The 25,047-nt window shown below is 71.8% G+C and carries 21 protein-coding genes; 14 read left to right on the forward strand and 7 right to left on the reverse strand.

Features of this window, described 5'->3' with window-relative positions:
- Positions 1-5: 5 nt before the first annotated feature.
- The gene (gene paaN / locus B0675_RS09480) at positions 6-1,715 is read right to left on the reverse strand and encodes a phenylacetic acid degradation protein PaaN (protein WP_081218379.1); all 1,710 of its coding nucleotides are present in this window, start codon (positions 1,713-1,715) and stop codon (positions 6-8) included.
- A gap of 148 nt (positions 1,716-1,863) precedes the next feature.
- On the opposite strand from paaN, the gene B0675_RS09485 reads away from it, so the two are divergent.
- Together B0675_RS09485 and B0675_RS09490 are read left to right on the forward strand one after the other, a co-directional pair.
- On the forward strand, positions 1,864-3,378 hold the full coding sequence (locus tag B0675_RS09485; protein WP_081218380.1) for a 3-hydroxyacyl-CoA dehydrogenase: 1,515 nt from the start codon (positions 1,864-1,866) through the stop codon (positions 3,376-3,378).
- The gene (locus B0675_RS09490) at positions 3,375-3,965 is read left to right on the forward strand and encodes a TetR/AcrR family transcriptional regulator (protein WP_081218381.1); all 591 of its coding nucleotides are present in this window, start codon (positions 3,375-3,377) and stop codon (positions 3,963-3,965) included. The genes B0675_RS09485 and B0675_RS09490 overlap by 4 nt, the downstream gene beginning before the upstream one ends.
- Positions 3,966-4,049: 84 nt before the next feature.
- Here B0675_RS09490 and B0675_RS09495 read toward each other — a convergent pair whose 3' ends face one another.
- Entirely contained in the window at positions 4,050-4,535 is a 486-nt protein-coding gene (locus tag B0675_RS09495; RefSeq protein WP_081218382.1) for an Lrp/AsnC family transcriptional regulator, read from the reverse strand.
- A 189-nt stretch (positions 4,536-4,724) separates the two neighbouring features.
- On the opposite strand from B0675_RS09495, the gene pdhA (B0675_RS09500) reads away from it, so the two are divergent.
- The 7 genes from pdhA (B0675_RS09500) to B0675_RS09530 all read left to right on the forward strand — a co-directional run bounded on the left by pdhA (B0675_RS09500) (position 4,725) and on the right by B0675_RS09530 (position 13,625).
- The gene (pdhA, locus tag B0675_RS09500; protein ID WP_081218383.1) at positions 4,725-5,894 is read left to right on the forward strand and encodes a pyruvate dehydrogenase (acetyl-transferring) E1 component subunit alpha; all 1,170 of its coding nucleotides are present in this window, start codon (positions 4,725-4,727) and stop codon (positions 5,892-5,894) included.
- Positions 5,891-6,895 carry an alpha-ketoacid dehydrogenase subunit beta gene (locus B0675_RS09505; RefSeq protein WP_081218384.1) on the forward strand — a complete coding sequence of 335 codons (1,005 nt, stop codon included), beginning with the start codon at positions 5,891-5,893 and terminating at the stop codon, positions 6,893-6,895. The genes pdhA (B0675_RS09500) and B0675_RS09505 overlap by 4 nt, the downstream gene beginning before the upstream one ends.
- Positions 6,895-8,523: a dihydrolipoamide acetyltransferase family protein gene (locus tag B0675_RS09510; RefSeq protein WP_081218385.1), complete on the forward strand. Its 1,629-nt coding sequence runs from the start codon at positions 6,895-6,897 to the stop codon at positions 8,521-8,523. Before B0675_RS09505 ends, B0675_RS09510 begins: the two co-directional genes overlap by 1 nt.
- A gap of 147 nt (positions 8,524-8,670) precedes the next feature.
- Positions 8,671-9,936 (forward strand): NTP transferase domain-containing protein, encoded by a 1,266-nt coding sequence (locus B0675_RS09515; RefSeq protein WP_347109713.1) that lies wholly within the window; start codon positions 8,671-8,673, stop codon positions 9,934-9,936.
- A complete protein-coding gene (locus B0675_RS09520; protein ID WP_081218387.1) occupies positions 9,933-11,387 on the forward strand; it encodes a molybdopterin molybdotransferase MoeA in 1,455 nt (484 codons plus the stop codon). The genes B0675_RS09515 and B0675_RS09520 overlap by 4 nt, the downstream gene beginning before the upstream one ends.
- A 122-nt stretch (positions 11,388-11,509) precedes the next feature.
- A complete protein-coding gene (locus B0675_RS09525) occupies positions 11,510-12,607 on the forward strand; it encodes a potassium channel family protein (RefSeq protein WP_081218388.1) in 1,098 nt (365 codons plus the stop codon).
- 31 nt (positions 12,608-12,638) lie between these two features.
- Positions 12,639-13,625, forward strand: coding sequence for an NAD(P)H-quinone oxidoreductase (locus B0675_RS09530; protein WP_081218389.1), 987 nt, complete (start codon positions 12,639-12,641; stop codon positions 13,623-13,625).
- A 44-nt stretch (positions 13,626-13,669) separates the two neighbouring features.
- Here B0675_RS09530 and B0675_RS09535 read toward each other — a convergent pair whose 3' ends face one another.
- On the reverse strand, positions 13,670-14,155 hold the full coding sequence (locus tag B0675_RS09535) for a hypothetical protein (protein ID WP_081218390.1): 486 nt from the start codon (positions 14,153-14,155) through the stop codon (positions 13,670-13,672).
- A 229-nt stretch (positions 14,156-14,384) separates the two neighbouring features.
- Here B0675_RS09535 and B0675_RS09540 point away from each other — a divergent pair, with 229 nt between their 5' ends.
- Positions 14,385-14,927 carry a bacterial proteasome activator family protein gene (locus tag B0675_RS09540; RefSeq protein WP_081218391.1) on the forward strand — a complete coding sequence of 181 codons (543 nt, stop codon included), beginning with the start codon at positions 14,385-14,387 and terminating at the stop codon, positions 14,925-14,927.
- A gap of 114 nt (positions 14,928-15,041) precedes the next feature.
- Here B0675_RS09540 and B0675_RS09545 read toward each other — a convergent pair whose 3' ends face one another.
- Positions 15,042-16,658 carry a protein kinase gene (locus tag B0675_RS09545; RefSeq protein WP_081218392.1) on the reverse strand — a complete coding sequence of 539 codons (1,617 nt, stop codon included), beginning with the start codon at positions 16,656-16,658 and terminating at the stop codon, positions 15,042-15,044.
- A gap of 302 nt (positions 16,659-16,960) precedes the next feature.
- Between B0675_RS09545 and B0675_RS09550 the strand changes: the two genes are divergently transcribed.
- A complete protein-coding gene (locus tag B0675_RS09550) occupies positions 16,961-18,541 on the forward strand; it encodes a protein kinase (RefSeq protein ID WP_081218393.1) in 1,581 nt (526 codons plus the stop codon).
- 139 nt (positions 18,542-18,680) lie between these two features.
- Here B0675_RS09550 and B0675_RS09555 read toward each other — a convergent pair whose 3' ends face one another.
- Positions 18,681-19,133: a pyridoxamine 5'-phosphate oxidase family protein gene (locus tag B0675_RS09555; RefSeq protein ID WP_081218394.1), complete on the reverse strand. Its 453-nt coding sequence runs from the start codon at positions 19,131-19,133 to the stop codon at positions 18,681-18,683.
- Between the two features lie 94 nt (positions 19,134-19,227).
- Entirely contained in the window at positions 19,228-19,893 is a 666-nt protein-coding gene (locus B0675_RS09560; protein WP_081221688.1) for a response regulator transcription factor, read from the reverse strand.
- 414 nt (positions 19,894-20,307) lie between these two features.
- Here B0675_RS09560 and pdhA (B0675_RS09565) point away from each other — a divergent pair, with 414 nt between their 5' ends.
- From pdhA (B0675_RS09565) to B0675_RS09575, 3 genes are read left to right on the forward strand one after another with little or no spacing between them, the layout of a single operon-like run.
- Positions 20,308-21,534 carry a pyruvate dehydrogenase (acetyl-transferring) E1 component subunit alpha gene (pdhA, locus tag B0675_RS09565; protein ID WP_081218395.1) on the forward strand — a complete coding sequence of 409 codons (1,227 nt, stop codon included), beginning with the start codon at positions 20,308-20,310 and terminating at the stop codon, positions 21,532-21,534.
- A 1-nt stretch (position 21,535) separates the two neighbouring features.
- Positions 21,536-22,540 (forward strand): alpha-ketoacid dehydrogenase subunit beta, encoded by a 1,005-nt coding sequence (locus B0675_RS09570; protein WP_081218396.1) that lies wholly within the window; start codon positions 21,536-21,538, stop codon positions 22,538-22,540.
- Positions 22,541-22,550: 10 nt separating this feature from the next.
- On the forward strand, positions 22,551-23,990 hold the full coding sequence (locus tag B0675_RS09575; protein WP_081218397.1) for a dihydrolipoamide acetyltransferase family protein: 1,440 nt from the start codon (positions 22,551-22,553) through the stop codon (positions 23,988-23,990).
- A gap of 86 nt (positions 23,991-24,076) precedes the next feature.
- Here the strand turns inward: B0675_RS09575 and B0675_RS09580 are convergent, their stop codons facing one another.
- Complete coding sequence (locus B0675_RS09580) at positions 24,077-24,973, reverse strand: D-alanyl-D-alanine carboxypeptidase (RefSeq protein WP_081218398.1); 897 nt, start codon at positions 24,971-24,973, stop codon at positions 24,077-24,079.
- Positions 24,974-25,047 lie beyond the last annotated feature (74 nt).

Here is a 25,047-nt window from a genome sequence, read left to right on the forward strand (position 1 = left end):
CCGGCTCACGCCTCCCGGCGCACCTCGACGACCCGGAAGCGGTTCGCGACGAACGCGCCGTCGCACAGGGCCGCGTTCGCCGCGCCGTTCCCGCCCGATCCGTGGAAGTCCGAGAACGCGGCCGTCTGGTTCACGTACACCCCGCCCGTCAGGTTCAGCGAGAGCTGGGCGCACTCCTCCAGACAGGCCTCCCGCACCTCGCGCTCGACCTCCTCGTCGGTCGTGTACGCGCCGACGGTCATCGCGCCCTTGTCCCTGATCGTGCGCCGCAACAGCTCCACGGCGTCCGCCGCGGAGTCGACCGCGACGGCGAAGGAGACCGGGCCGAAGCACTCGCTCATGAAGGCGGCCTCGTCGGCGCTCTCGCCCTCCCAGTACTTGCGCGCGCCGTCGAGCTTCACGATCACGGGGGTGCGTACGACGGCGTCCGGGAACTCCGGGTTCTCGATCTCCCTGGAGGGCAGGGCGACTTCGCCCAGTCCGGCGGCCGCCTCCAGGCGGGCCTTCACGTCCGGGTTCACGATGGCGCCCAGCAGCGCGTTCGCCCGGGCGTCGTCGCCGAGCAGGCCGCCGACCGACTTCGCGAGGTCGGTGACCACCTCGTCGTACGACTTGGGGCCCTCGTCCGTGCGGATGCCGTCGCGCGGGATCAGCAGGTTCTGCGGGGTGGTGCACATCTGGCCGCTGTACAGCGACAGGGAGAACGCGAGATTGGACAGCATCCCCTTGTAGTCGCCGGTCGACTCCACGATCACCGTGTTCACGCCGGCCTTCTCCGTGTAGACCTGCGCCTGGCGGGCGTTGGTCTCCAGCCAGTCGCCGAACGCGGTGGAGCCGGTGTAGTCGATGATCCGGATCTCGGGGCGGGTGGCCAGCGTCTTCGCGATGCCCTCGCCGGGTCGCTCGGCGGCCAGCGCCACCAGGTTCGGGTCGAAGCCCGCCTCGGCGAGCACCTCGCGCGCGACCTGGACGGTGAGCGCGAGCGGCAGCACCGCGCGCGGGTGGGGCTTCACGAGGACCGCGTTGCCCGTGGCCAGGGAGGCGAACAGGCCCGGATAGCCGTTCCACGTCGGGAAGGTGTTGCAGCCGATCACCAGCGCGATGCCGCGCGGGACGGGCGTGAAGTCCTTGGTCAGCGCGAGGGGGTCGCGCTTGCCCTGGGGCTTGGTCCACTCCGCGGTGTCGGGGGTGCGGACCTGCTCCACGTACGCGTACGCCACCGCCTCCAGGCCGCGGTCCTGCGCGTGCGGTCCGCCCGCCTGGAACGCCATCATGAAGGCCTGGCCGCTGGTGTGCATGACCGCGTGCGCGAACTCGTGGGTGCGGTCGCTGATCCGCTTGAGGATCTCCAGGCAGACCGCGGCACGGATCTCCGCGCCCGCGTCCCGCCAGGCGCGCTGCCCGGCGCGCATGGCGGGCAGCAGCGTGTCGACGTCGGCGTGCGGGTAGGTCACGCCCAGCTCGATGCCGTACGGCGAGATCTCGCCGCCGACCCAGTCGTCCGTGCCGGGCTGGCCCAGGTCGAGGCGGGTGCCCAGCAGGGCGTCGAAGGCGGCCTTGCCCTCGGCCATGCCCAGGCTGCCGTGCTCGCCGTACGCCTTGGGGTGCTCGGGGTGCGGGGACCAGTACGCGCGCGTGCGGATCGCTTCCAGCGCCTGGTCCAGGGTGGGCCGGTGCTGGGCGATCAGCTGGTGCGCGGTGAGTTCGGCGGCCATCAGGGACCAACTCCTCGTCTCAGGAGCTCTTCGTCGAGCTCGCGAGCTGGGCAGGAAGGGACAGTCAGGGTTAGAGTAACCGAACGATCGGTCGGGACAAGGGGGTCCGCCGCATCTGTGGAAAACGCCGTGCGGGAGGATCGCGCACATGACAGCACTCGACCTCAGCAGCCCCGTGGCAGTCGTCGGAACCGGCACCATGGGCCAGGGCATCGCCCAGGTCGCGCTGGTGGCGGGCCACCCCGTACGGCTCTACGACGCGGCTCCCGGGCGGGCCGAGGCGGCGGCCGAGGCGATCGGCGCCCGGCTCGACCGGCTCGTCGCCAAGGACCGGCTCTCCGGCGCCGAACGGGACGCCGCCCGCGCCCGGCTCCACCCGGCCGCCGTCCTCACCGACCTCGCGGACTGCATGCTCGTCGTCGAGGCGGTGCTCGAACAACTCGACGCCAAGCAGCAGCTGTTCAGCGACCTCGAGGACATCGTCGGGGAGGACTGCCTGCTCGCGACCAACACCTCGTCGCTGTCCGTCACGGCCATCGGCGGCGCGCTGCGCAACCCGGGCCGTCTGGTCGGACTGCACTTCTTCAACCCGGCGCCGCTGCTGCCCCTCGTGGAGGTCGTCTCCGGGTACGCGACCGACGTCACGTCGGCCACGCGCGCGTACGAGCTGGCCCGCGCCTGGGGCAAGACCCCGGTCGCCTGCGCGGACACGCCCGGCTTCATCGTCAACCGCATCGCGCGGCCCTTCTACGCCGAGGCCTTCGCGGTCCACGAGGCGCAGGCCGCCGACCCCGCCACCATCGACGCGGTGCTGCGCGAGTCCGGCGGCTTCCGGATGGGCGCCTTCGAACTCACCGACCTGATCGGCCAGGACGTCAACGAATCCGTCACGCACTCCGTGTGGCAGTCGTTCTTCCAGGACGTGCGTTTCACGCCCTCGCTCGCGCAGCGGCGGCTCGTCGAGTCGGGCCGGCTCGGCCGCAAGACCGGCCACGGCTGGTACGACCACGGCGACGGAGCCGAGGCCGCCGAGCCCCACACCGCTGAGAAGGCACAGGCGCCCGCGTACGTCGTCGCCGAAGGGGACCTGGGGCCCGCCGCCGACCTCCTCGACCTCATCCGCGAGGCGGGCATCCCGGTCCGTGGTGAGGAGGAGGACCACGGCACCCGGCTGGTGCTGCCCAGCGGCGGGCAGCTCGTCCTCGCCGACGGTCAGACCTCGGTCGAGTTCCGCGACGTCGTCTACTTCGACCTGGCGCTCGACTACCGCAGGGCGACCCGCATCGCCCTGTCGGCGTCCCAGGACACCGGCGCCCGGACGCTGTCCGAGGCCGTCGGACTCTTCCAGGCGCTCGGCAAGGACGTCAGCGTCATCGGGGACTGCCCCGGCATGATCGTGGCCCGCACGGTGGCCCGCATCATCGACCTCGCGCACGACGCCGTCGCCAAGGGCGTCGCCACCGAGGAGGACATCGACACCGCGATGCGCCTCGGCGTCAACTACCCCCTGGGCCCGTTCGAATGGAGCCGCAGGCTCGGTACGAACTGGTCGTACGACCTCCTGGACGAGCTGCACGTACGGGATCCTTCCGGGCGCTACGCGCCGTCCCTGGCGCTCTACCGTCACGCGTACGCCACCGAGAAGCGCGAGGGCACCCCATGACCACGGCCAAGCGCGACACGTACACCCCGGAGACGCTCCTGTCCGTCGCCGTCCAGGTCTTCAACGACCGCGGCTACGACGGCACCTCCATGGAGCACCTCTCCAAGGCCGCAGGCATCTCCAAGTCCTCGATCTACCACCACGTCGCGGGCAAGGAGGAGCTGCTGCGGCGCGCCGTGAGCCGGGCGCTCGACGGCCTCTTCGGGATCCTCGACGAGGAGGACGCGCGCGTGGGGCGTGCCGTGGAGCGCCTGGAGTACGTCGTCCGGCGCATGGTCGAGGTCCTCACCTCGGAACTGCCCTACGTGACGCTGCTGCTGCGGGTGCGCGGCAACACGGGCACCGAGCGGTGGGCGCTGGAGCGGCGCCGCGAGTTCGACCACCAGGTCGCCGAGCTCCTGAAGGCCGCCGCGGCCGACGGGGACGTCCGCGGCGACGTGGAGGTCAGGCTCGCGACCCGGCTGGTGTTCGGAATGATCAACTCGCTCGTGGAGTGGTACCGGCCGGACGCGCGGGGCATGGGTGCGCGTGAGGTCGCCGACGCCGTGGTGCTGCTGGTCTTCGGAGGGCTCCGTAAGGAGGCCTGAGGGCCCGCCGGCCGCCCGGTCCGGACAGCGAGGACCCGAACGGGTGAGTCCGGGGATCCGCCGTGGGATCCGGGCCCCGTCGGGTCAGCTCTCCGGCTCCAGGTACTCCTCCTCGAAGACGAGCAGCGTCCTGCTGCTGAGCACCTCCGGAATGGCCTGGAGGCGGGTGAGGACCAGCTCGCGCAGGGCCCGGTTGTCCGGGGTGTGCACCAGGAGCAGGACATCGAAGTCCCCGCCCACCAGGGCGATGTGGGACGCCCCGGGGAGCACCCTCAGCTGCTCGCGCACCGTGCGCCAGGAGTTCTGCACGATCTTGAGGGTGATGTACGCCGAGGTGCCCTGACCAGCGCGTTCATGGTCGACGCGGGCCCCGAACCCGCGGATCACGCCGTCCTCGATGAGCCGGTTGATCCGCGCGTAGGCGTTGGCCCGGGAGACGTGGACCCGCTCGGCCACGGACCGTATCGAGGCGCGGCCGTCCGCCTGGAGCATGCGGAGGATGTCCCGGTCGATCGCGTCGAGGGGCCGGGCGGGCGGATCTACGGGGCCGGGCTCCGGCGGCTCGGCCATTTGTTCAGGTGCCATGTCCCCCCGCCTCCCTACCGTGGACGTACTGCGTCCATCTCAGGCTGTGCAGAACCGTTTGTCCACAGCCTGGCGCCGCCTGTAGCCAAAATGTGCCGACGACCGAACAATCGGTAGGTGAGGCGCATCACACCCGTGACGCGCCTGAAGCCGCTCCCACGAGGAGGTGCCGTCATGACGGTCATGGAGCAGCGAGGGGCCTACCGGCCCACGCCGCCGCCCGCCTGGCAGCCCCGCACCGACCCCGCGCCGCTGCTGCCCGACGCGCTGCCCCACCGCGTGCTCGGCACCGAGGCGGCCGCGCAGGCCGACCCGGAGCTGCTGCGCCGTCTGCACAAGGAGCTGGTCCGCGGCCGCCGCTACAACACGCAGGCCACCGCTCTCACCAAGCAGGGCCGTCTCGCGGTGTACCCCTCCAGCACCGGGCAGGAGGCCTGCGAGGTCGCCGCCGCGCTCGTCCTGGAGGACCGCGACTGGCTCTTCCCGAGCTACCGCGACACCCTCGCCGCCGTCGCCCGCGGCCTCGACCCCGTCCAGGCCCTCACCCTGCTGCGCGGCGACTGGCACACCGGCTACGACCCGCGAGAGCACCGCGTCGCGCCCCTCAGCACCCCGCTCGCGACCCAGCTGCCGCATGCCGTGGGCCTCGCGCACGCCGCCCGCCTCAAGGGCGACGACGTGGTCGCGCTCGCCCTGGTGGGCGACGGCGGCACCAGCGAGGGCGACTTCCACGAGGCGCTGAACTTCGCCGCGGTGTGGCAGGCCCCGGTCGTCTTCCTCGTCCAGAACAACGGCTTCGCCATCTCGGTGCCGCTCGCCAAGCAGACCGCCGCCCCGTCGCTGGCCCACAAGGCCGTCGGCTACGGGATGCCGGGCCGCCTGGTCGACGGCAACGACGCGCTGGCCGTGCACCAGGTCCTCGGCGAGGCCATCGCCCACGCGCGCGCCGGCGGCGGTCCCACCCTCGTCGAGGCCGTGACCTACCGCATCGACGCCCACACCAACGCCGACGACGCCACCCGCTACCGCGGCGACTCCGAGGTCGAGACCTGGCGCGGGCACGACCCCGTCACCCTCATCGAACGCGAGCTGACCGAGCGCGGTCTGCTCGACGAGGCCGCCCTCAAGGCGGTGCGCGACGACGCCGAGGTGATGGCCGCGGACCTGCGCGAGCGCATGAACCAGGACCCGGTGATCGACCCCATGGACCTGTTCGCCCATGTCTACGCCCGGCCCACCCCGCAACTGCTGGAGCAGGAGGCGCAGTTGCGCGCGGAGCTGGCGGCGGAGGCGGACGGTTCGCACGAAGCGGGCCCGCACGGCCCGGAAGGAGCCGGGCGATGACCACGGTTGCCCTCAAGCCGGCCACCATGGCGCAGGCGCTCGGACGAGCGCTGCGCGACTCCATGGCGGCCGACCCGACCGTCCACGTCATGGGCGAGGACGTCGGCACCCTCGGCGGTGTCTTCCGGGTCACCGACGGGCTCGCCGCGGAGTTCGGCGAGGACCGCTGCACGGACACCCCGCTCGCCGAGGCGGGCATTCTCGGCGCGGCCGTCGGCATGGCCATGTACGGCCTGCGCCCGGTCGTGGAGATGCAGTTCGACGCGTTCGCCTACCCGGCGTTCGAGCAGCTCGTCTCGCACGTGGCGAAGATGCGCAACCGCACCCGCGGTGCCATGCCGCTGCCCATCACGATCCGCGTCCCCTACGGCGGCGGCATCGGCGGCGTCGAGCACCACAGCGACTCCTCCGAGGCGTACTACATGGCGACCCCGGGTCTCCATGTCGTCACCCCGGCGACGGTCTCCGACGCCTACGGGCTGCTGCGCGAGGCCATCGCCTCCGACGACCCGGTCGTGTTCCTGGAGCCCAAGCGGCTGTACTGGTCGAAGGACTCCTGGAACCCCGACGAGCCAGCGGCCGTCGAACCGATAGGCCGCGCGGTGGTGCGGCGCCCGGGCCGGAGCGCCACCCTCATCACGTACGGGCCGTCCGTGCCCGTCTGCCTCGAAGCCGCCGAGGCGGCGCGGGCCGAGGGCTGGGACCTCGAAGTCGTCGACCTGCGCTCCCTGGTGCCGTTCGACGACGAGACGGTGGCGGCGTCGGTCCGGCGGACCGGACGCGCGGTCGTCGTGCACGAGTCGGGCGGCTTCGGCGGTCCGGGCGGGGAGATCGCGGCCCGCGTCACGGAGCGCTGCTTCCACCACCTGGAGGCGCCGGTGCTGCGCGTCGCGGGATTCGACATCCCGTACCCGCCGCCCATGCTGGAGCGGCACCACCTGCCCGGTGTCGACCGGATCCTGGACGCCGTGGGGCGTCTGCAGTGGGAGGCGGTGAACTGATGGCCCAGGTGCTGGAGTTCAAGCTCCCCGACCTCGGGGAGGGACTCACCGAGGCGGAGATCGTCCGCTGGCTGGTGGAGATCGGCGACGTCGTCGCCGTCGACCAGCCCGTCGTCGAGGTCGAGACGGCCAAGGCGATGGTCGAGGTGCCCTGCCCCTACGGCGGCGTGGTCACCGCCCGCTTCGGCGAGGAGGGCACGGAACTGCCGGTCGGCGCACCGCTGCTGACCGTCGCCGTGGGCACGCCGGCCCCCGGCGAGGACGAGAAGGCCCAGGACGACGAGGGCTCGGGGAACGTGCTGGTGGGCTACGGCACGGGAGCGCCCCCGGCGCGGCGCCGCAGGGTCCGGCCTTCGGGCGGTCCCTCGGCCGGCGAGCAGCGGACCCCGGGCGGACCGGCCGCCGGAGGCCGTCGTCCGGCGGGCGCACCGTCTCCGGCGGGCACACCGGCGCGCGAGGGCGCGACGGACCGGAGCGGTTCCGGAACTCCCGTCGCTTCGGCCGTCCCGGCGGCTCCTGGCGCGGTGGCCGGTTCGCGTGAGCCGGGACGGCAGGAGCAGGCAGGCGCGACCGGGACGTCCGCGGAGGCGGACACACGGTCCTCCCGGGACGGAACCGCTCGGGGGGACGGACCCGTGCCGGTCATCTCGCCCCTCGTGCGCCGGCTCGCCCGGGAGAACGGCGTGGACCTGCGGGAGCTGGAGGGCTCCGGCCCCGACGGCCTGATCCTGCGGGCCGACGTGGAGTACGCGCTGCGCGCTGCGGCGGGTGGCCGGACGGCTTCCTCGTCCGTCATGGAACCGCTCGGCGTCCCGGCGACCGCGGACGAGTACAAGGACGCGGCCTCGCTGGGCGCGGCACGGAACGGCGCATCCTCGTACGCGGACATCACCGAGGTCGTGCCGGGCGCGTCCGGTGTCTCCCGGGGCACCGCTCCGAGCGGAGTCCGTGTTCCCCTGCGGGGCGTGCGCGGAGCCGTCGCCGACAAGCTCTCCCGGAGCCGGCGGGAGATCCCCGACGCGACCTGCTGGGTGGACGCCGACGCGACGGAGCTGATGCGGGCCCGCACGGCGATGAACGCCGCGGGCGGCGCGAAGATCTCGCTGCTCGCCCTGCTGGCCCGGATCTGCACCGCCGCGCTGGCCCGGTTCCCCGAGCTCAACTCGACGGTCGACCTGGAGGCCCGTGAGATCGTCCGGCTCGACCGGGTGCACCTGGGGTTCGCGGCCCAGACCGAACGGGGGCTCGTGGTCCCGGTCGTGCGGGAAGCGGACGGTCGGGACGCCGAGGCACTCAGCGCGGAGTTCGCCCGGCTGACCGAGGCGGCCCGCACCGGCACGCTGACCCCCGCCGATCTCACCGGAGGCACCTTCACCCTGAACAACTACGGGGTGTTCGGCGTCGACGGCTCCACACCGATCATCAACCACCCCGAGGCGGCCATGCTCGGCGTCGGCCGCATCATCCCCAAGCCGTGGGTACACCAGGGCGAGTTGGCGGTGCGTCAGGTCGTCCAGCTCTCGCTCACCTTCGACCACCGGGTGTGCGACGGCGGTACGGCGGGCGGCTTCCTGCGATATGTGGCGGACTGTGTGGAACAGCCGGCGGTGCTGCTGCGCACGCTCTAGCACCGGTGGGCAGATCCTCCCCGTCCACATGCTGTGTACGGGGGTGGCAATGATCCTTCGGGCGCCCATACTCGGGGGATGACCGCGAACGAGCGACCGGATGCGCCGGGGCGACCGCCCGCGACCGGGCGACCGGGCGGGTCCGGCCTGCCCGATGTGCCCGACGGCGCCGTCGCGTACGACGCCGTGGTGCTCGCGGGCGGGTCCGCTCGGCGGCTCGGCGGCGCGGACAAACCCGGGGTGCGTGTGGGCGGCCGGGCCCTGCTCGACCGGGTGCTCGCCGCGTGCGCCGACGCGGCGGTCACGGTGGTCGTGGCGGAACCCCGGGCCACCGCCCGCCCCGTGCGGTGGGCCCGCGAGGACCCGCCGGGCGGCGGACCCGTCGCCGCGCTCGACGCCGGCCTGCGGCACACCACGGCGCCGTACGTCGTCGTGCTCTCGGCCGACCTGCCGTTCCTGGACGAGAAGACGGTACGGCGCCTGCTGGACGCTCTCGCCGGCGCGGACGCCGCCACGGTCCCCCACGCCGCTCCGGGAGCCCCCGAGGGCGGCTCAGTGGCTCTCATGGCCCCTCCGAGTTCCTCCGGAGAGGTGCGGGGAAGCCCGGGAACCCTTGAGGAAGCCCCTCCCACCCTCGACCCCGCCTCCGCCGAACGCCGGAGCACGGACGCCGCCGGCCCGGCCGGCTCTCAGCGCGAGGGCGCCTCGGTCGCCGCGCCCTGCCCCGGCACACCGCCCGAGCAGGCGGCCCCGGCGGCCCACGGCGCTTCCGTCGACGCGGTCACCCCGTCCGATCGGGGATCCCGAACCGCGGAAGGACTCTCGCCGTCCGCCGGGAAAAAGCAGGTCACCGGCGCCGACGCCCGTCCGGACGGCGTCGTCCTCACCGACCCCGACGGACGCGACCAACCCCTCGTGGCCGCCTACCGGGCCGATGCGCTGCGCCGTGAACTGGCCCTGCTGGGAGCCGCCCACGGCGGACTCGGCGGCCTGCCGCTGCGCCGGCTCGTCGGCGCGCTCGACCTTCTTCGCCTCTCCGACCCCGTCGCGTCCTTCGACTGCGACACCTGGGACGACATCGCCGCCGCGCGGGCACGCATCAGGGAGCATGGGCACGTGTTGGATGAATGGATTTCCGCAGTCAAGGACGAGCTGGGCATCGACCTGGACGTCGACACCGGCGTGCTGCTCGACCTGGCCCGTGACGCCGCCCACGCAGTGGCGAGGCCGGCGGCACCACTGACCACGTTTCTCGTGGGGTACGCGGCCGCCCGGGCCGGTGGCGGACCCGAAGCGGTCGCCGAGGCGTCCCGGAAGGCCACGGCGCTCGCACTCCGCTGGGCCGCCGAGGACGCCCCGGACGCCGCCAAGGGCAGCTCGCCCACGGCCGCCACCGAGCCGGACGCCGGATGACCGCCGCCCGCTCCACCCGGGACGGCCAGGACGCCGACGAGTTCGACGTCGAGGAGGCGCTCGCGCTGGTCAGGAACCCCGGGCCGCGCCAGGCCGCCGAGCAGCCCCGCACCGGGGAGGCCTCGAGGGCACCCCGCGGAGGCGATCGCCCTTCGGCCCCGGGGACCGGAGCGCAGGAAGGCACCCCCGGCCCGGACCAGCGGGCCGAGCACAAGGCCACCCCCTGGCCCGAGGCGCGCGTCGTCGCCGAGCGGGCCGCCCGGTCCGCACCGCGCAGGGCCCCGATCTCCGTCCCCCTCGACGCGGCCCTCGGCCTCGTCCTCGCCGCGCCGCTGACAGCGCTCACCGACCTTCCCTCCTTCGACACCTCGGCGATGGACGGCTGGGCCGTCGCGGGCCCCGGACCCTGGGAGGTGCGGGGCGACGGTGTGCTCGCCGGAAACGCGGCACCCGAGCGGCTCACCGACGGCGAGGCCGTCCGCATCGCGACCGGCGCCCGCGTTCCGCGCGACGCGACCGCCGTCCTGCGCAGCGAGCACGGGCGGCTCGACGACAAGGGGCGCCTGCACGCCCGTCACGCCCAGGGCCACGGCCCCGCCCGGCAGGCCGGAACCCTGGACGTGGCGCACGGCCAGGACATCCGCCCCCGGGGTCAGGAGTGCCGGAGCGGAGACCGACTGCTGCCGCTCGGCACCCTGGTGACCCCTGCCGCGCTGGGCCTCGCCGCCGCGGCCGGCTACGACACCCTCACCGTGATCCCCCGCCCCCGCGTCGACGTACTCGTCCTCGGGGACGAGTTGCTCACCGAGGGTCTGCCTCGCGAAGGCCTCATCCGGGACGCGCTCGGCCCGATGCTGCCGCCGTGGCTGCGGGCGCTCGGCGCCGAGGTCGTCGCGGTGCGCCGTCTCGGTGACGACGCCGCGGCCCTGCACAAGGCGATCACCGGCTCCCGCGCCGACCTGATCGTCACCACCGGGGGCACCGCCTCCGGCCCCGTCGACCATGTCCACCCGATACTGCGCAGGCTCGGCGCCGAACTGCTGGTGGACGGCGTCAAGGTGCGGCCGGGGCATCCGATGCTGCTGGCCCGCATCGAGGAGGGCCGGCACCTCGTCGGCCTGCCCGGCAACCCGCTCGCGGCCGTGTCCGGCCTTCTGACGCTCGCCGAGCCGCTGCTGCGCACGCTGGCCGGGCGCGCTGCCCCGGAGCCGTACACGATGCCCTGCAGGGAGGCCGTGCAGGGGCATCCGTACGACACCCGGCTCGTCCCCGTCTCGTTGCGCGGCGAGCGTGCCGTGCCGTTGCACTACAACGGTCCGGCGATGCTGCGGGGCATCGCCGCGTCGGACGCCCTCGCCGTCGTACCGCCGGACGGCGCGCGGGCGGGGCAGGAGCTGGAACTCGTCGACCTGCCGTGGGCGTCCGCGGGGATCGACGCGTGCTTCGTCTGAGATGGGGCCGGGCAGGGACCGAAGCGGCAGCGGGACGACGGTGGTACCGCGGTGACGGCGGTGCAGGGGCGGCGTGACGTCCGGGGTGGGAGCGGCATGAATCCGAACGGGGTGTGTTTCACGTGAAACTTCCGGGCCATGATGCGATCGCCCGCCAGGCGGACGAGCATCTCGTGACCCACCAGGTGAAGCTGCCGCGGAAGGTCGTCGAGCGTCCGATCCGGCAGGTCGCCAAGCGGCTGGCGATGGCCTTGCTGGTGCTGGTCGCCACCGCGCTGATCGTCTGGTTCGACCGCGACGGATACACCGACAACTCGGACGGAAGCGTCGACCTGCTCGACTCCTTCTACTACGCGACGGTGACCCTCTCGACCACCGGCTACGGCGACGTCACCCCGACCAGCGACGGCGCCCGCCTCATCAACATCCTGGTCATCACGCCGCTGCGGGTGCTGTTCCTGATCATCCTGGTCGGCACCACGCTGGAGGTCCTCACGGAACGCACCCGTGAGGAATGGCGCCTGAACCGCTGGAGGGCGGCCTTGAGAGATCACACCGTCGTTGTCGGCTTCGGGACCAAGGGCCGGTCGGCCGTCGAGACCGTGTGCGCGACCGGGCTGAAGAAGGAGCAGGTCGTGGTCGTCGACCCGAGTCCCCGGGTGGTCGACGCGGCGACCGCCGAGGGCTACGCGGGTGTGATCGGTGACGCCACGCGCAGCGATGTCCTGATGCGCGCCGAGCTGCACCGGGCGCGACAGATCATCATCGCCACGCAGCGCGACGACACGGCCGTGCTCGTGACCCTGACGGCCCGGCAGCTCAACCGCGGGGCGAAGATCGTCGCCGCCGTGCGCGAGGAGGAGAACGCGCCCCTGCTCAAACAGTCCGGCGCCGACGCCGTCATCACCAGTGCCAGCGCGGCCGGACGCCTGCTCGGCCTCTCCGTGCTCAGCCCCGCCGCCGGCATGGTGATGGAGGACCTGATCCATCAGGGCAGCGGGCTCGACATGGTCGAGCGACCCGTCATAAAGGCCGAGGTGGGCAAGGGGGTGCGGGAGACTTCCGACCTGGTGGTCAGCGTCGTCCGGGGACATCGCGTCCTCGGGTACGACGATCCGGCCGTCGGCACCCTCCAGTTGACGGACCGGCTCATCACGATCGCGCGGGTCACGCCGGGCACCCAGGTGACACCGGGGAACCGGATCCGCCCGCAGGACTAGGGAGCCACCACCCAGGAGTAGCGTCGTCCTCATGTACGCGATCACGATTCCTGAACCTGGTGGGCCCGAGGCGCTGGTGTGGGACGAGGTCCCCGATCCGGTGGCGGGCGAGGGCGAAGTGCTGGTCGAGGTGGTGGCCAGCGCCGTCAACCGTGCCGATCTGCTGCAGCGGCAGGGCATGTACAACCCGCCGCCCGGAGCCTCCGCCTACCCCGGCCTCGAATGCTCGGGCCGCGTCGTCCAGGTCGGCACCGGGGTCTCGGGCTGGGCCGTCGGCGACGAGGTGTGCGCGCTGCTCGCCGGCGGCGGATACGCCCAGAAGGTCGCCGTTCGGGCGGGGCAGCTGCTCCCCGTCCCCAAGGGCCTGAACCTGTTGCAGGCGGCGGCGCTGCCCGAGGTGACGTGCACCGTCTGGTCGAACGTCTTCATGGTCTCCCACCTGCTCCCCGGCGAGACGCTGCTCGTGCACGGCGGATCCAGCGGCATCGGCACCATGGCGATCCAGCTGGCCAAGGCCGTCGGCGCGAAGGTCGCCGTCACGGCGGGAACGAAGGAGAAGCTCGACTTCTGTGCCGAGCTGGGCGCGGACATCCTGATCAACTACCGCGAGCAGGACTTCGTCGAGGAGATCGAGCGGGCCACCGACGGGGCGGGCGCCGACGTCATCCTCGACAACATGGGTGCCAAGTACCTCGACCGGAACGTGCGCGCCCTCGCGGTGAACGGACGGCTCGCCATCATCGGCATGCAGGGAGGGGTCAAGGGCGAACTGAACATCGCCACCCTCCTGAACAAGCGCGCCGCCGTCAGCGCCACCTCGCTGCGTGCCCGGCCGCTCAGCGAGAAGACGGCCATCGTGGCGGCCGTACGCGAGCATGTGTGGCCGTTGATCGACGGCGGTCACGTCCGGCCGGTCGTGGACCGCGAGCTGCCGATGAGCGAGGCGGGCGCGGCGCACCGGGTGCTGGAGGAGAGCGGCCACATCGGCAAGGTCCTGCTGGTCGCACCGCAGAGCTGAGTCCACGCGGCTTCGAAGGCGCACCGTGTCCCTCGCGGTGTGCCTCAGCCGCGGCGGACGCGCAGGCCCACGAAGGCGAGGCCCAGCCCGAGACCCACGAGGATCAGGCCGCCGCCCAGCGGCAGTACCTGCCACACCGGCTCGGTGGTGGACCCGGGGCTCACGACGCTCTGCTGCACGGGAGCCGGGTCGTCCCGCGCCTCGGGAACGTCACCCACCTGGCTGAGCCCGGAGTCGATGCCGCTGCCGATGTCCGTGCCGGAGTCCGAGTCCTCGGGTTCGGGTGAGTCCTCGTCGGGGCGTCCCGGTCGCACCCGGCCCTCGCCCGCGAGGCTCCCGGCGCGTGAGGCGTCCGGCGTCGGAATGGCCCGTCCGGGCTCGGGGGCGCCCGGTCCGGGCTGTCCGAGGGACCCGGTGGACGCGAGGATCCCGGCGGCCGGCGGGGCGGCGTTCGCCGCCGGGCCGGTGCCGCAGAGCAGGGCGGCAGCGAGCAGCCCGGCCGTGGGCAGGATGCGGAGCCATGGAGTCACGCCGGTGACCCCCTCCCGGTGCGGTTCGCCAAGACGAGTGCCGTGATCGACGGGACAAGCCTCACATGAGGGATCGTTCGCGGCATCCCGGCAGAAAGTGGCGCTCCGTGAGCGCCCGCGGACCGTCCGCGTGGCACCGGACGGCGAACGGCCGCTCCCGTACCTCGCGGATCACCGTGTGGAGGGGGCGCCACCGTGATGGAGTGCACGGGTGCGAGAGAATGGCGGCATGGAGATGCCGAGGAACGAAAGGTCGCCGGAGAACCCTCAGATCCTGGTTGTCGGCCAGGACGGTATGGCTCTCGGTGGCACCGGAGACGAGGACTCCCGCGAGGTCCCGGTCACGGAGATGGTGGAACAGCCCGCCAAGGTGATGCGTATCGGCAGCATGATCAAGCAGCTGCTGGAGGAAGTGCGCGCGGCACCTCTGGACGAGGCGAGCAGGGCCCGGCTCAAGGAGATCCACGCCAGTTCCGTGAAGGAGCTGGAGGACGGGCTGGCCCCCGAGCTCGTCGACGAACTGGAGCGGCTCTCCCTGCCCTTCGCCGACGAGACGACGCCCAGCGACGCGGAACTGCGGATCGCGCAGGCCCAGTTGGTGGGCTGGCTCGAGGGACTCTTCCACGGGATCCAGACGACCCTCTTCGCCCAGCAGATGGCGGCGAGGGCACAGCTGGAGCAGATGCGCCGTGCGCTCCCGCCGGGTGTCGGCGGGGCGGAGGGCGACGAGGATCCCCGGACGGGGGGCCGCTCGGGCGGCCCGTACCTGTAGCCCCACGGATCACCGGGTCCTCCCGGACACCTGATCCGCCCACGTCACCCCGAACGGGACGGGCCCGGCACGGAAGTGCCGGGCCCGTTCACGTCGGTGCGGGTGCGGGGTGCCTCAGGAGGGGTCGCCCGACGACACCTTGAGCTCGATCTCCGGCATCTTCTTGGGGTCGACGTCCGTGCCCGACGACGGGAACTGATCCATGATCGTGTCCTCGCCGTAGGTGTTCTCGTCGACGCGGGTGACCTTCATCTGCCAGCCGGCCGCCTGGAAGCAGGACTTCACCGAGGTGAGGTTCTTGAACTGGAAGTCCGGGACCTGGATCTTGTCCGGGTCGTTGTAGGACTCCTGGGCGTCCGTGCACACGTCGGTGTCGACGGTCTTCGACGTGTCCGGACCCTTGTGGCCGCTCACCACGGAGGGCGACGCGCTGGTGGTGTCATCGCCGCCCTTGGTGTCGTCGCCGCTGCCGCCGCCGTTCAGGACGAGCGCCGTGATCAGGCCGCCGATCGCGATGAGGGAGACGACGATCGCGCCGATCACCACACCCCTGTTGCTCTTCCCGCCGCCCGAGCCGGGCGTCGGGTGCTGCGGGGTGAGGTTGTACGGCGGCGGGGTCGACGTGCCGTGCTGCGGGGCGTAGGCGGAGGTCTGCTGGGCCGGCGTCTGGTAGCCGCCCTGCTGCGGGTAGCCGTAGGAGGGGGCGGGTGTGCCGTACGGGCCCGGCTGGTACGGGGTCTGGACGGGGCCCGGGGCCGGGGTGCCCTGATCGACGGGCGGGAAGACGGCCGAGGCGACGCCCGCGCCGCTCGGCGTCTGGGCGCCCGGCACGATGCTGGGCGGGGCGGCGTGGAAGGACTGGGCGACCCGCAGGCACTCGTCGCGCATGGCCTCGGCGCTCGGGAAGCGCTCGTTCGGGTTCTTCTTCAGCGCGCGGGCGACCAGCGCGTCCACCCCGGGGGGCAGCGAGCGGTTCACCGAGGAGGGGGCGACCGGCTCCTCCTGGACGTGCGCGTACGCGATGGCCAGCGGGGAGTCCGCCTCGAACGGCAGGCGTCCGGTCACCAGCTGGAACAGCATGATGCCCACCGAGTAGAGGTCGGACCGGGCGTCGACGCCCCGGCCCAGCGCCTGCTCGGGGGAGAGGTACTGCGGGGTGCCGACGACCATGCCGGTCTGGGTCATGGAGGTGACGCCGGACTGCATGGCGCGGGCGATGCCGAAGTCCATGACCTTCACGACGTTGCGCTTGGTCATCATCACGTTGCCCGGCTTGATGTCCCTGTGGACCAGGCCCATCTCGTGGCTGATCTCCAGGGCCGCCAGCACGTCCGCGGTGATCTTCAGGGCCTTGTCGGCGGGCATCGCGCCGTACTGCTGGATGTCCGCCTCGAGGACCGAGCCGAGCGGCTTGCCCTCGATGTACTCCATGACGATGTACGGCGTCGTCATGCCGTCGAGGTCGTCCTCGCCGGTGTCGAAGACCGAGACGATGTTCGTGTGGGTGAGCTTGGCCACCGACTGGGCCTCGCGGCGGAAGCGCTCGCGGAAGGCCTGCTCGCGGCCGAGTTCGGTGTGCAGCGTCTTGATCGCGACCTGCCGGTCGAGCACCGAGTCGTACGCGAGGTGCACCGAGGCCATGCCGCCCTCGCCGAGCAGATCGCGCAGCTGGTAGCGGCCGCCGGCGACCGCACGCCCCGCATACCGGCCCTGTGCGCCGTCCTGGCTCATCTTCTGCGTCCCCCGCGGCCGTGATCGATTGGCTTATTCCGGGCCAAGTCTGCCCGAGGCCACTGACACGTCAAGCGCGGTGCCCGTTCCGTGACCGTCTGCGAAAGAAGCGTCGCGGAAGCGTTACAGGTGCCGCGCGGCCGGTACACAGAATTTGCACGCACGGACCTGGGACGGGTTGGATGGCCCGTCCATCTCACTTTCATCTCGGGCCGACGCCTTGCGCGGAGCCTGTAGCGTGGCCCGACGGAGACCGTAACAACCACCGCGCAGACCGCGGGCAGAAACGACGGCGAGGACTGATGGCACAGCAGCAGCGCGCTCAGGGCCCGTCCGACCCCGAGGCGACTGGCGGCGGTATGTCAGATGCGCCCGAGTTGTGGGGTAACGGCGGGCTGGTCGGCGACGGCCGATATCGGCTGACACGCAGACTCGGCCGGGGCGGCATGGCCGAGGTGTTCGCCGCCGAGGACGTGCGCCTCGGGCGGACCGTCGCGGTCAAGCTGCTCCGGTCCGATCTGGCCGAGGACCCGGTGTCCAAGGCGCGCTTCACGCGCGAGGCCCAGTCGGTCGCGGGGCTCAACCACCACGCCGTCGTCGCCGTGTACGACTCCGGCGAGGACGTGGTCGGCCACGGCGTCGTCCCGTACATCGTGATGGAGATCGTCGAGGGTCACACGATCCGCGACCTGCTGATCAACGCCGAGGCCCCCGGGCCCGAGCAGGCGCTGATCATCGTGTCCGGTGTCCTGGAGGCGCTCGCCTACTCGCACCAGCACGGCATCGTGCACCGCGACATCAAGCCCGCGAACGTGATCATCACGGAGACCGGCGCGGTCAAGGTGATGGACTTCGGTATCGCGCGCGCCCTGCACGGCGCGCAGTCGACGATGACCCAGACCGGCATGGTCATGGGCACCCCGCAGTACCTCTCCCCGGAGCAGGCGCTCGGCAAGGCCGTCGACCACCGTTCCGACCTGTACGCGACCGGCTGTCTGCTGTACGAACTCCTCGCGCTGCGGCCCCCGTTCACCGGCGAGACGCCGCTCTCGGTGGTCTACCAGCACGTCCAGGACACCCCGGTGCCGCCGTCCCAGGTGTCGAACGCGGCGCCGCCGGAGCTCGACGGGCTCGTCATGCGTGCCCTCGCGAAGGAGCCGGACGACCGGTTCCAGACCGCCGAGGAGATGCGCGGTCTCGTGCAGTACGGGCTGCAGATGCTGTACGACCAGGGCAGCCACACCGGCACCTGGAACACCGGCCCGGTCACCGTGCACGACGGCCTGAACACCCCCGCGGCCGGATTCGCGGGGACGGCCGCGCTGCCGCACCCCGGCGACTCCGGGACCGCGCAGATCCCGGCGCCGATGATCCCGCCCTACGGCGGCGGTGACGACGGCGGCTTCGAGGGGCGCGGCAACAGGGGTGGCGGCCGCGGAAAGCTGTGGATCCTCGCGGTGTTCGCCGTGATCGCGATCGCGGCGGGTGTCGCGCTGGCGCTCAACAACACCGGCGGCGGTGGAGGCGGAGGGACGGGCACGTCGGAGAAGCCGACCAGCACGCACTCCACCAAGGACAAAGACTCCGACCAGACGCCCAGCGACGACACTACGGACCAGTCGACGGACGACACGTCGGGCGACAACTCGACGGGCACGGGCGACACCCCGGACTACACGCCCTCGGACACGCCGTCGGAGACCGATCAGCCGACCGACAAGCCGACCGACAAGCCCACGGACAAGCCCACGAAGCCGACACACAGCGCCACTGAGGAGCCGTCCGAAGACCCGCCGTCGCCCACTCCGACTCCGCCGGCGGAGTCGGAGGACCCGGGCGGCGACGGCGACGGAGGCCTCACGAGCGGCGCCGCCGGGCTCTGAGCCCAGCCGGCCCGCGACGGCCGGACGGTGTCCGGACGGTCCTGAGACGACAGCACGCGCGCGTGGAGCCCGGGAAGGGCTCCACGCGCGCGTGTCTGTGTCACCGGGGAGCCACGGGGCCACAGGGGCGGGCCGGCCGTCACAGGACGGGGCTCAGGTGCCCTCCCGCGTCGCCGTCCGTCGAGTTGACGCTCGCGAACTGCGGCTCGATGCAGAGATAGACCGGCTCGTAGGGGGCGCCGTCGACGAGCGGCGGCGCGGGGCCGAACAGTTCCAGTTCGGCGGCGGTCGGCTCGACCGGCTCGCACCGGCCCACGATCTGCACGGACCACAGACCCTCGCCGCGCCGCGCGCAGCTCAGGTTGTCGGTGCCGTACGCGACGACACTGCCGGCGCACGCGAGGTGATAGCCGCAGTTCAGAGGCATGCGCAGCAGGACGCGGCCGTCCACGACGATGTGGCGGGCGAACGCGAGGAAGGGCATCGCGCGCATGCTGGTGGCCACCCGGCCGTAGTCGGTGCGGGCGATCAGTTCCACGGCGAGCCGCTCGTCGGCGTGCCGCCGGTGGTCCGGACGTTCGTCGGTGGGCATGACCCCAATGTCCGGGACCGGCCGGGCGGGGAAAAGGGGCACCCGCCCTGCGAGGAGGGGCCTTAAGTCCCTAAAGGGCCGTCTTCCCCGCCGGTCAGCGCTGTTGCTGTTCCGCCTGCATGCGCGCCACATAGGCGGCCGCCTGCGACCGGCGTTCCATTCCCAGCTTGGACAGCAGGCTCGACACGTAATTCTTGATCGTTTTCTCGGCGAGGTGCAGTCTTTCCCCGATCACGCGATTGGTGAGCCCCTCACCGATCAGGTCGAGGATCCTGCGCTCCTGGTCCGTGAGCCGTTCCAGTTTTCCGTCGCCCTTGGGGGCCCCGCCGTCCCGCAGCCGCTCCAGGACGCGGGCGGTGGCCACCGGGTCGAGCAGGGACTTTCCGGCCGCCACGTCCCGGACGGCCGCGAGCAGCTCGTTGCCCCGGATGTCCTTGAGGACGTAGCCCGAGGCGCCCGCCATGATCGCGTCGAACAGGGCCTCGTCGTCGGAGAACGAGGTCAGCATCAGACACTTGATGTCCTCGTGCGCGGAGCGGATCTCGCGGCAGACCTCCACGCCGCTGCCGTCGGGAAGGCGGACGTCGAGGACGGCCACGTCCGGGCGGGTCGCCGGGATGCGGGCCAGCGCGTCGGCCGCCGTTCCCGCCTCGCCGACCACCTCGATGTCGTCCTCGACCGAGAGCAGTTCGTGGACCCCGCGGCGGACCACTTCATGATCATCGAGGAGAAATACGCTGATTTTCCCGTTTTCCGGCACGGTGTCAGTGTCACACACGATCATGGCCATTGCCCTCGGGTGAACTCTTCCCGTGCCCGGGGTGGCCGGGATAACGTGCCGGTGTTCCGGCCCCCTGCAAGGCTGTGACCAGTGCTGTGACCAGCGAGTGTTCCCGACCGGCGCGGTTTACTAGGAAATCCACGTTTCGAAGTACTTGGATTTCCAATCAAAATCGCAGGTCAGGATAGGTTTCACAGAATTGTGAAGCACTGGGTAACGTGACTTGTGCAGGGCGCTCGCCGGGGCACCTGTCACGCCTGTTCCCGGCCGAGTGGCACCCACCCCGTGCACGGGTGCCGGAACAGGCGAGCCGATCCCCCGAGCCCAAAAAGCGGGCGAGGGGGACCCCAGCCTTCCGGCAATCCCGGGGGCCGGACCGACGGAGGAGCACACGTGACCGTGGAGAGCACTGCCGCGCGCAAGCCGCGACGCAGCGCCGGTACGAAGAGCGCCGCGAGCGCCAGTACGACCGGTACCAAGAGCGCCGCGAGCAAGCGCACCGGCGCGGCCGCCAAGAAGTCCCCGGGGGCGTCGGGCGGCGAGCCGGAGCTCGTTCAGCTGCTGACCCCGGAGGGCGAGCGCGTCCAGGACGCCACGTACGACCCGTACATCGCCGACATCACCTCCGAGGACCTGCGCGGGCTGTACCGGGACATGGTCCTGAGCCGCCGCTTCGACGCGGAGGCGACGTCCCTGCAGCGTCAGGGCGAGCTGGGCCTGTGGGCCTCGATGCTCGGCCAGGAGGCCGCCCAGATCGGTTCGGGCCGCGCCACCCGCGACGACGACTACGTCTTCCCGACCTACCGCGAGCACGGCGTCGCCTGGTGCCGCGGGGTCGACCCGACGAACCTGCTCGGCATGTTCCGCGGCGTGAACAACGGCGGCTGGGACCCGAACAGCAACAACTTCCACCTGTACACGATCGTCATCGGCTCGCAGACGCTGCACGCCACCGGCTACGCCATGGGCGTCGCCAAGGACGGCGCGGACTCGGCCGTGATCGCGTACTTCGGTGACGGCGCCTCCAGCCAGGGCGACGTCCTGGAGGCCTTCAACTTCGGGGCGGTCTACAACGCGCCCGTCGTGTTCTTCTGCCAGAACAACCAGTGGGCGATCTCCGAGCCGACCGAACGCCAGATGCGCGTGCCGCTCTACCAGCGCGCGCAGGGCTTCGGCTTCCCCGGCGTGCGCGTGGACGGCAACGACGTGCTCGCGAGCCTCGCTGTGACCCGCTGGGCGCTGGAGCGGGCCCGTTCGGGCGAGGGCCCCACCCTCGTCGAGGCCTTCACCTACCGGATGGGCGCGCACACCACCTCCGACGACCCGACCAAGTACCGGGCCGACGAGGAGCGCGAGGCGTGGGAGGCGAAGGACCCGATCCTGCGCCTGCGCACGTACCTGGAGGCCGCACACCACGCGGACGAGGGATTCTTCGCGGAACTCGAGGCCGAGAGCGAGACGTTGGGCAAACGAGTACGCGACGCCGTGCGGGCCATGCCGGACCCGGACAGCCTCGCCATCTTCGAGCACGCGTACGCGGACGGGCACGCGCTCGTCGACGAGGAGCGAGCCCAGTTCGCCGCCTACCAGGCGTCGTTCGTGGACGAGGGGGGTAACTGACATGGCCGTGGAAAAGGTTGCGCTCGCCAAGGCGATCAACGAGTCGTTGCGCAGGGCCATGGAGTCCGACCCCAAGGTCCTGATCATGGGTGAGGACGTCGGCAAGCTCGGCGGTGTCTTCCGTGTCACCGACGGGCTCCAGAAGGACTTCGGCGAGGAGCGGGTCATCGACACCCCGCTCGCCGAGTCGGGCATCGTCGGCACCGCGATCGGTCTGGCCCTGCGCGGGTACCGCCCGGTGGTGGAGATCCAGTTCGACGGCTTCGTCTTCCCGGCCTACGACCAGATCGTCACGCAGCTCGCCAAGATGCACGCGCGCGCACTGGGCAAGATCAAGCTCCCCGTCGTCGTCCGCATCCCGTACGGCGGCGGCATCGGCGCCGTCGAGCACCACTCGGAGTCCCCCGAGGCGCTGTTCGCGCACGTCGCCGGCCTCAAGGTCGTCTCGCCGTCGAACGCCTCGGACGCCTTCTGGATGATGCAGCAGGCCATCCAGAGCGACGACCCGGTGATCTTCTTCGAGCCGAAGCGGCGCTACTGGGACAAGGGCGAGGTCACCTGGTCCACGAGCGGCTCCGACGCGGACGACGCCATCCCCGGACCGCTCCACAAGGCGACCGTGGTGCGCGAGGGCAGCGACCTGACCCTCGTCGCCTACGGCCCGATGGTGAAGGTCTGCCTGGAGGCCGCCGCGGCCGCCCAGGAGGAGGGCAAGTCGATCGAGGTCCTGGACCTGCGCTCGATGTCCCCCATCGACTTCGACTCCGTCCAGGCGTCGGTCGAGAAGACCCGTCACCTGGTCGTGGTGCACGAGGCCCCGGTGTTCCTCGGCACGGGCGCGGAGATCGCGGCCCGCATCACCGAGCGGTGCTTCTACCACCTGGAGGCGCCCGTCCTGCGCGTCGGCGGCTATCACGTCCCGTACCCGCCGGCACGCCTGGAAGAGGAGTACCTTCCGGGCCTGGACCGGGTGCTCGACGCCGTCGACCGCTCGCTGGCGTACTGAGGAGAGGGTCGTGACGACGATGACTGAGAACGCGTCGGGACTCCGCGAGTTCAAGATGCCCGATGTGGGCGAGGGACTCACCGAGGCGGAGATCCTCAAGTGGTACGTCCAGCCCGGTGACACCGTCACCGACGGCCAGGTCGTCTGCGAGGTCGAGACCGCGAAGGCGGCGGTCGAGCTGCCGATCCCCTTCGACGGAGTGGTGCACGCGCTGCACTTCCCCGAGGGCACGACGGTGGACGTCGGCCAGGTGATCATCGCGGTGGACGTGTCCGGCGGAGCCGCCGCACCCGCGGCGCCCGCCGCGGAAGCCGTGGCCGCGCCGTCCGCGCGGCCCGCTCCCGCCGAGGAGGCCAAGCCCGAAGGGCGCAAGCCCGTCCTCGTCGGGTACGGCGTGGCGGAGTCCTCCACCAAGCGCCGCGCCCGCAAGGGCGTCGAGGTCCCGGCCCAGCAGGGCGAGACGCTCTACGCGGCCACCGCGCTCCAGGCCGAGCTGAACGGCCACGGCGCCGCCCCCGCGCAGCGCCCCCTGGCCAAGCCGCCGGTCCGTAAGCTCGCCAAGGATCTCGGGGTCGATCTGGCGACGATCACCCCGTCCGGTCCGGACGGCATCATCACGCGGGAGGACGTGCACGCGGCGGTGGCCCCGGCGCAGGCACCGGCTCCGGCCGCCGTGCCGGCTCCGCAGGCCACCGTGGAGGCCCCGGCCCGCGTCCAGGCGCCGGCTCCGGCCGCGTCGTACGACGGCGCGCGGGAGACCCGCGTCCCGGTCAAGGGCGTCCGCAAGGCGACGGCCGCCGCGATGGTCGGTTCGGCGTTCACCGCGCCGCACGTCACCGAGTTCGTGACGCTCGACGTGACGCGCACGATGCGCCTGGTCGAGGAGCTCAAGCAGGACAAGGACATGCAGGGGCTGCGGGTGAACCCGCTGCTGCTCATCGCCAAGGCCCTGCTGGTCGCGATCAAGCGCAACCCCGGGATCAACGCGTCCTGGGACGAGGCGCATCAGGAGATCGTCCAGAAGCACTACGTGAACCTGGGCATCGCCGCCGCCACGCCCCGCGGTCTGATCGTGCCGAACATCAAGGACGCGCACGACAAGACCCTGCCGCAGTTGGCGGAGGAGCTGGGCGCCCTGGTGGCGACCGCCCGTGAGGGGAAGACGTCCCCCGCCGCGATGCAGGGCGGCACCGTGACGATCACCAACGTCGGCGTGTTCGGCGTCGACACGGGCACGCCGATCCTGAACCCGGGCGAGTCCGCGATCCTCGCGGTCGGCGCGATCAAGCCGCAGCCCTGGGTGCACAAGGGCAAGGTGAAGCCCCGTCAGGTCACCACGCTGGCGCTCTCGTTCGACCACCGTCTGGTCGACGGGGAGCTGGGCTCCCGGGTGCTGGCCGACACGGCGGCGATCCTGGAGCAGCCCAAGCGGCTGATCACCTGGGCGTAGCCCGCAGGACGAACGGAAGGGGCCTGCCGCGCGATGGCGCGGCAGGCCCCTTCCCGTGCGCGGGACCATCGGCCCCGCACGCGTGACTACTTGGCGAAGGCGTAGCTCATGAGCTTCTTCGCGTCCGACTCACGAGCCGGGATGGACGTCGAGGCGAGGACCGTGCCGATGACGGTCTTGCCGTTGCGGGTGGCGGCGAAGACGAGGCAGTACTTCGCCTCGGGGCCGGAGCCGGTCTTCACGCCGATGGTGCCGCTGTAGCTGCTGAGCAGACCGTTGGTGTTGGTCCACGCGGCCATGGTGCGGGTGGTGCCGGTCTTCGTGACGGTCTTCGCGGAGTACGACTTCGTCTTCACGATCGACTTGAACGTGGAGCTCTTCATCGCGCTGCTGGCGATCTTCGTCAGGTCGCGCGGCGTCGAGTAGTTGGAGCCGTTGCCGATGCCGTCGAACGAGTCGAAGTGCGTGTTCGTCAGGTGCAGGCTCGACGCGGCGGAGTTCATCTTGCCGATGAACGACTTCACGCGGGCGGCACGGGTCGAACCCGATCCGAACTTGTCGGCCAGCGCGTAGGCGGCGTCGCAGCCCGAGGGGAGCATCAGACCGTAGAGGAGCTGGCGGACGGTGACCTTGTCGCCGACGATGAGGTGCGCCTGCGAGGCGTTGTTGGCGACGACGTAGTCGCTGTAGGCCTTCTGGATGGTGACCTTGGCGTCCAGGTTCAGGTTCGGCTGGGCCAACACCACCTTGGCGGTCATGATCTTGGTCGTGGAGCCCGTGGAACGCCGGGTGTCCGCGGCCTTGGTGTAGAGGGTCTTGGCGGTGCCGTTGTTCATCACGTAGCCGCCCTTGGCGGCGATCGTGGGGGTGGCGACGGCGCCGGCGGGTGCTGCCCCGAAGGCTCCGGTGGCCAGCACGGCGCCGGTGGTGACGGTCACAGCGGCGGCCCTGCGGAAACGCGTGCCCTTAATGCCGGTAATCAAAATGAACGCTCCGTATGCGCGAAATGCCCCTGGGAGAACGGCACATGACAATGCCGTCTGGTGTACCGACTCCC

The organism is Streptomyces sp. M41(2017), from assembly GCF_002078175.1.
Classification (GTDB): Bacteria; Actinomycetota; Actinomycetes; order Streptomycetales; family Streptomycetaceae; genus Streptomyces.

What these genes read in the sequence shown, in the direction of transcription:
- B0675_RS09540 (WP_081218391.1), top strand. Translation starts at nt 14,385, where the DNA reads ATGGAGATGCCGAGGAACGAAAGGTCGCCGGAGAACCCTCAGATCCTG.
- pdhA (WP_081218383.1), top strand. Translation starts at nt 4,725, where the DNA reads ATGACGGTCATGGAGCAGCGAGGGGCCTACCGGCCCACGCCGCCGCCC.
- B0675_RS09545 (WP_081218392.1), bottom strand. Translation starts at nt 16,658, where the DNA reads ATGAGCCAGGACGGCGCACAGGGCCGGTATGCGGGGCGTGCGGTCGCC.
- B0675_RS09510 (WP_081218385.1), top strand. Translation starts at nt 6,895, where the DNA reads ATGGCCCAGGTGCTGGAGTTCAAGCTCCCCGACCTCGGGGAGGGACTC.
- B0675_RS09530 (WP_081218389.1), top strand. Translation starts at nt 12,639, where the DNA reads ATGTACGCGATCACGATTCCTGAACCTGGTGGGCCCGAGGCGCTGGTG.
- B0675_RS09520 (WP_081218387.1), top strand. Translation starts at nt 9,933, where the DNA reads ATGACCGCCGCCCGCTCCACCCGGGACGGCCAGGACGCCGACGAGTTC.
- B0675_RS09570 (WP_081218396.1), top strand. Translation starts at nt 21,536, where the DNA reads ATGGCCGTGGAAAAGGTTGCGCTCGCCAAGGCGATCAACGAGTCGTTG.
- B0675_RS09495 (WP_081218382.1), bottom strand. Translation starts at nt 4,535, where the DNA reads ATGGCCGAGCCGCCGGAGCCCGGCCCCGTAGATCCGCCCGCCCGGCCC.
- B0675_RS09555 (WP_081218394.1), bottom strand. Translation starts at nt 19,133, where the DNA reads ATGCCCACCGACGAACGTCCGGACCACCGGCGGCACGCCGACGAGCGG.
- paaN (WP_081218379.1), bottom strand. Translation starts at nt 1,715, where the DNA reads ATGGCCGCCGAACTCACCGCGCACCAGCTGATCGCCCAGCACCGGCCC.
- B0675_RS09505 (WP_081218384.1), top strand. Translation starts at nt 5,891, where the DNA reads ATGACCACGGTTGCCCTCAAGCCGGCCACCATGGCGCAGGCGCTCGGA.
- B0675_RS09490 (WP_081218381.1), top strand. Translation starts at nt 3,375, where the DNA reads ATGACCACGGCCAAGCGCGACACGTACACCCCGGAGACGCTCCTGTCC.
- B0675_RS09485 (WP_081218380.1), top strand. Translation starts at nt 1,864, where the DNA reads ATGACAGCACTCGACCTCAGCAGCCCCGTGGCAGTCGTCGGAACCGGC.
- B0675_RS09550 (WP_081218393.1), top strand. Translation starts at nt 16,961, where the DNA reads ATGGCACAGCAGCAGCGCGCTCAGGGCCCGTCCGACCCCGAGGCGACT.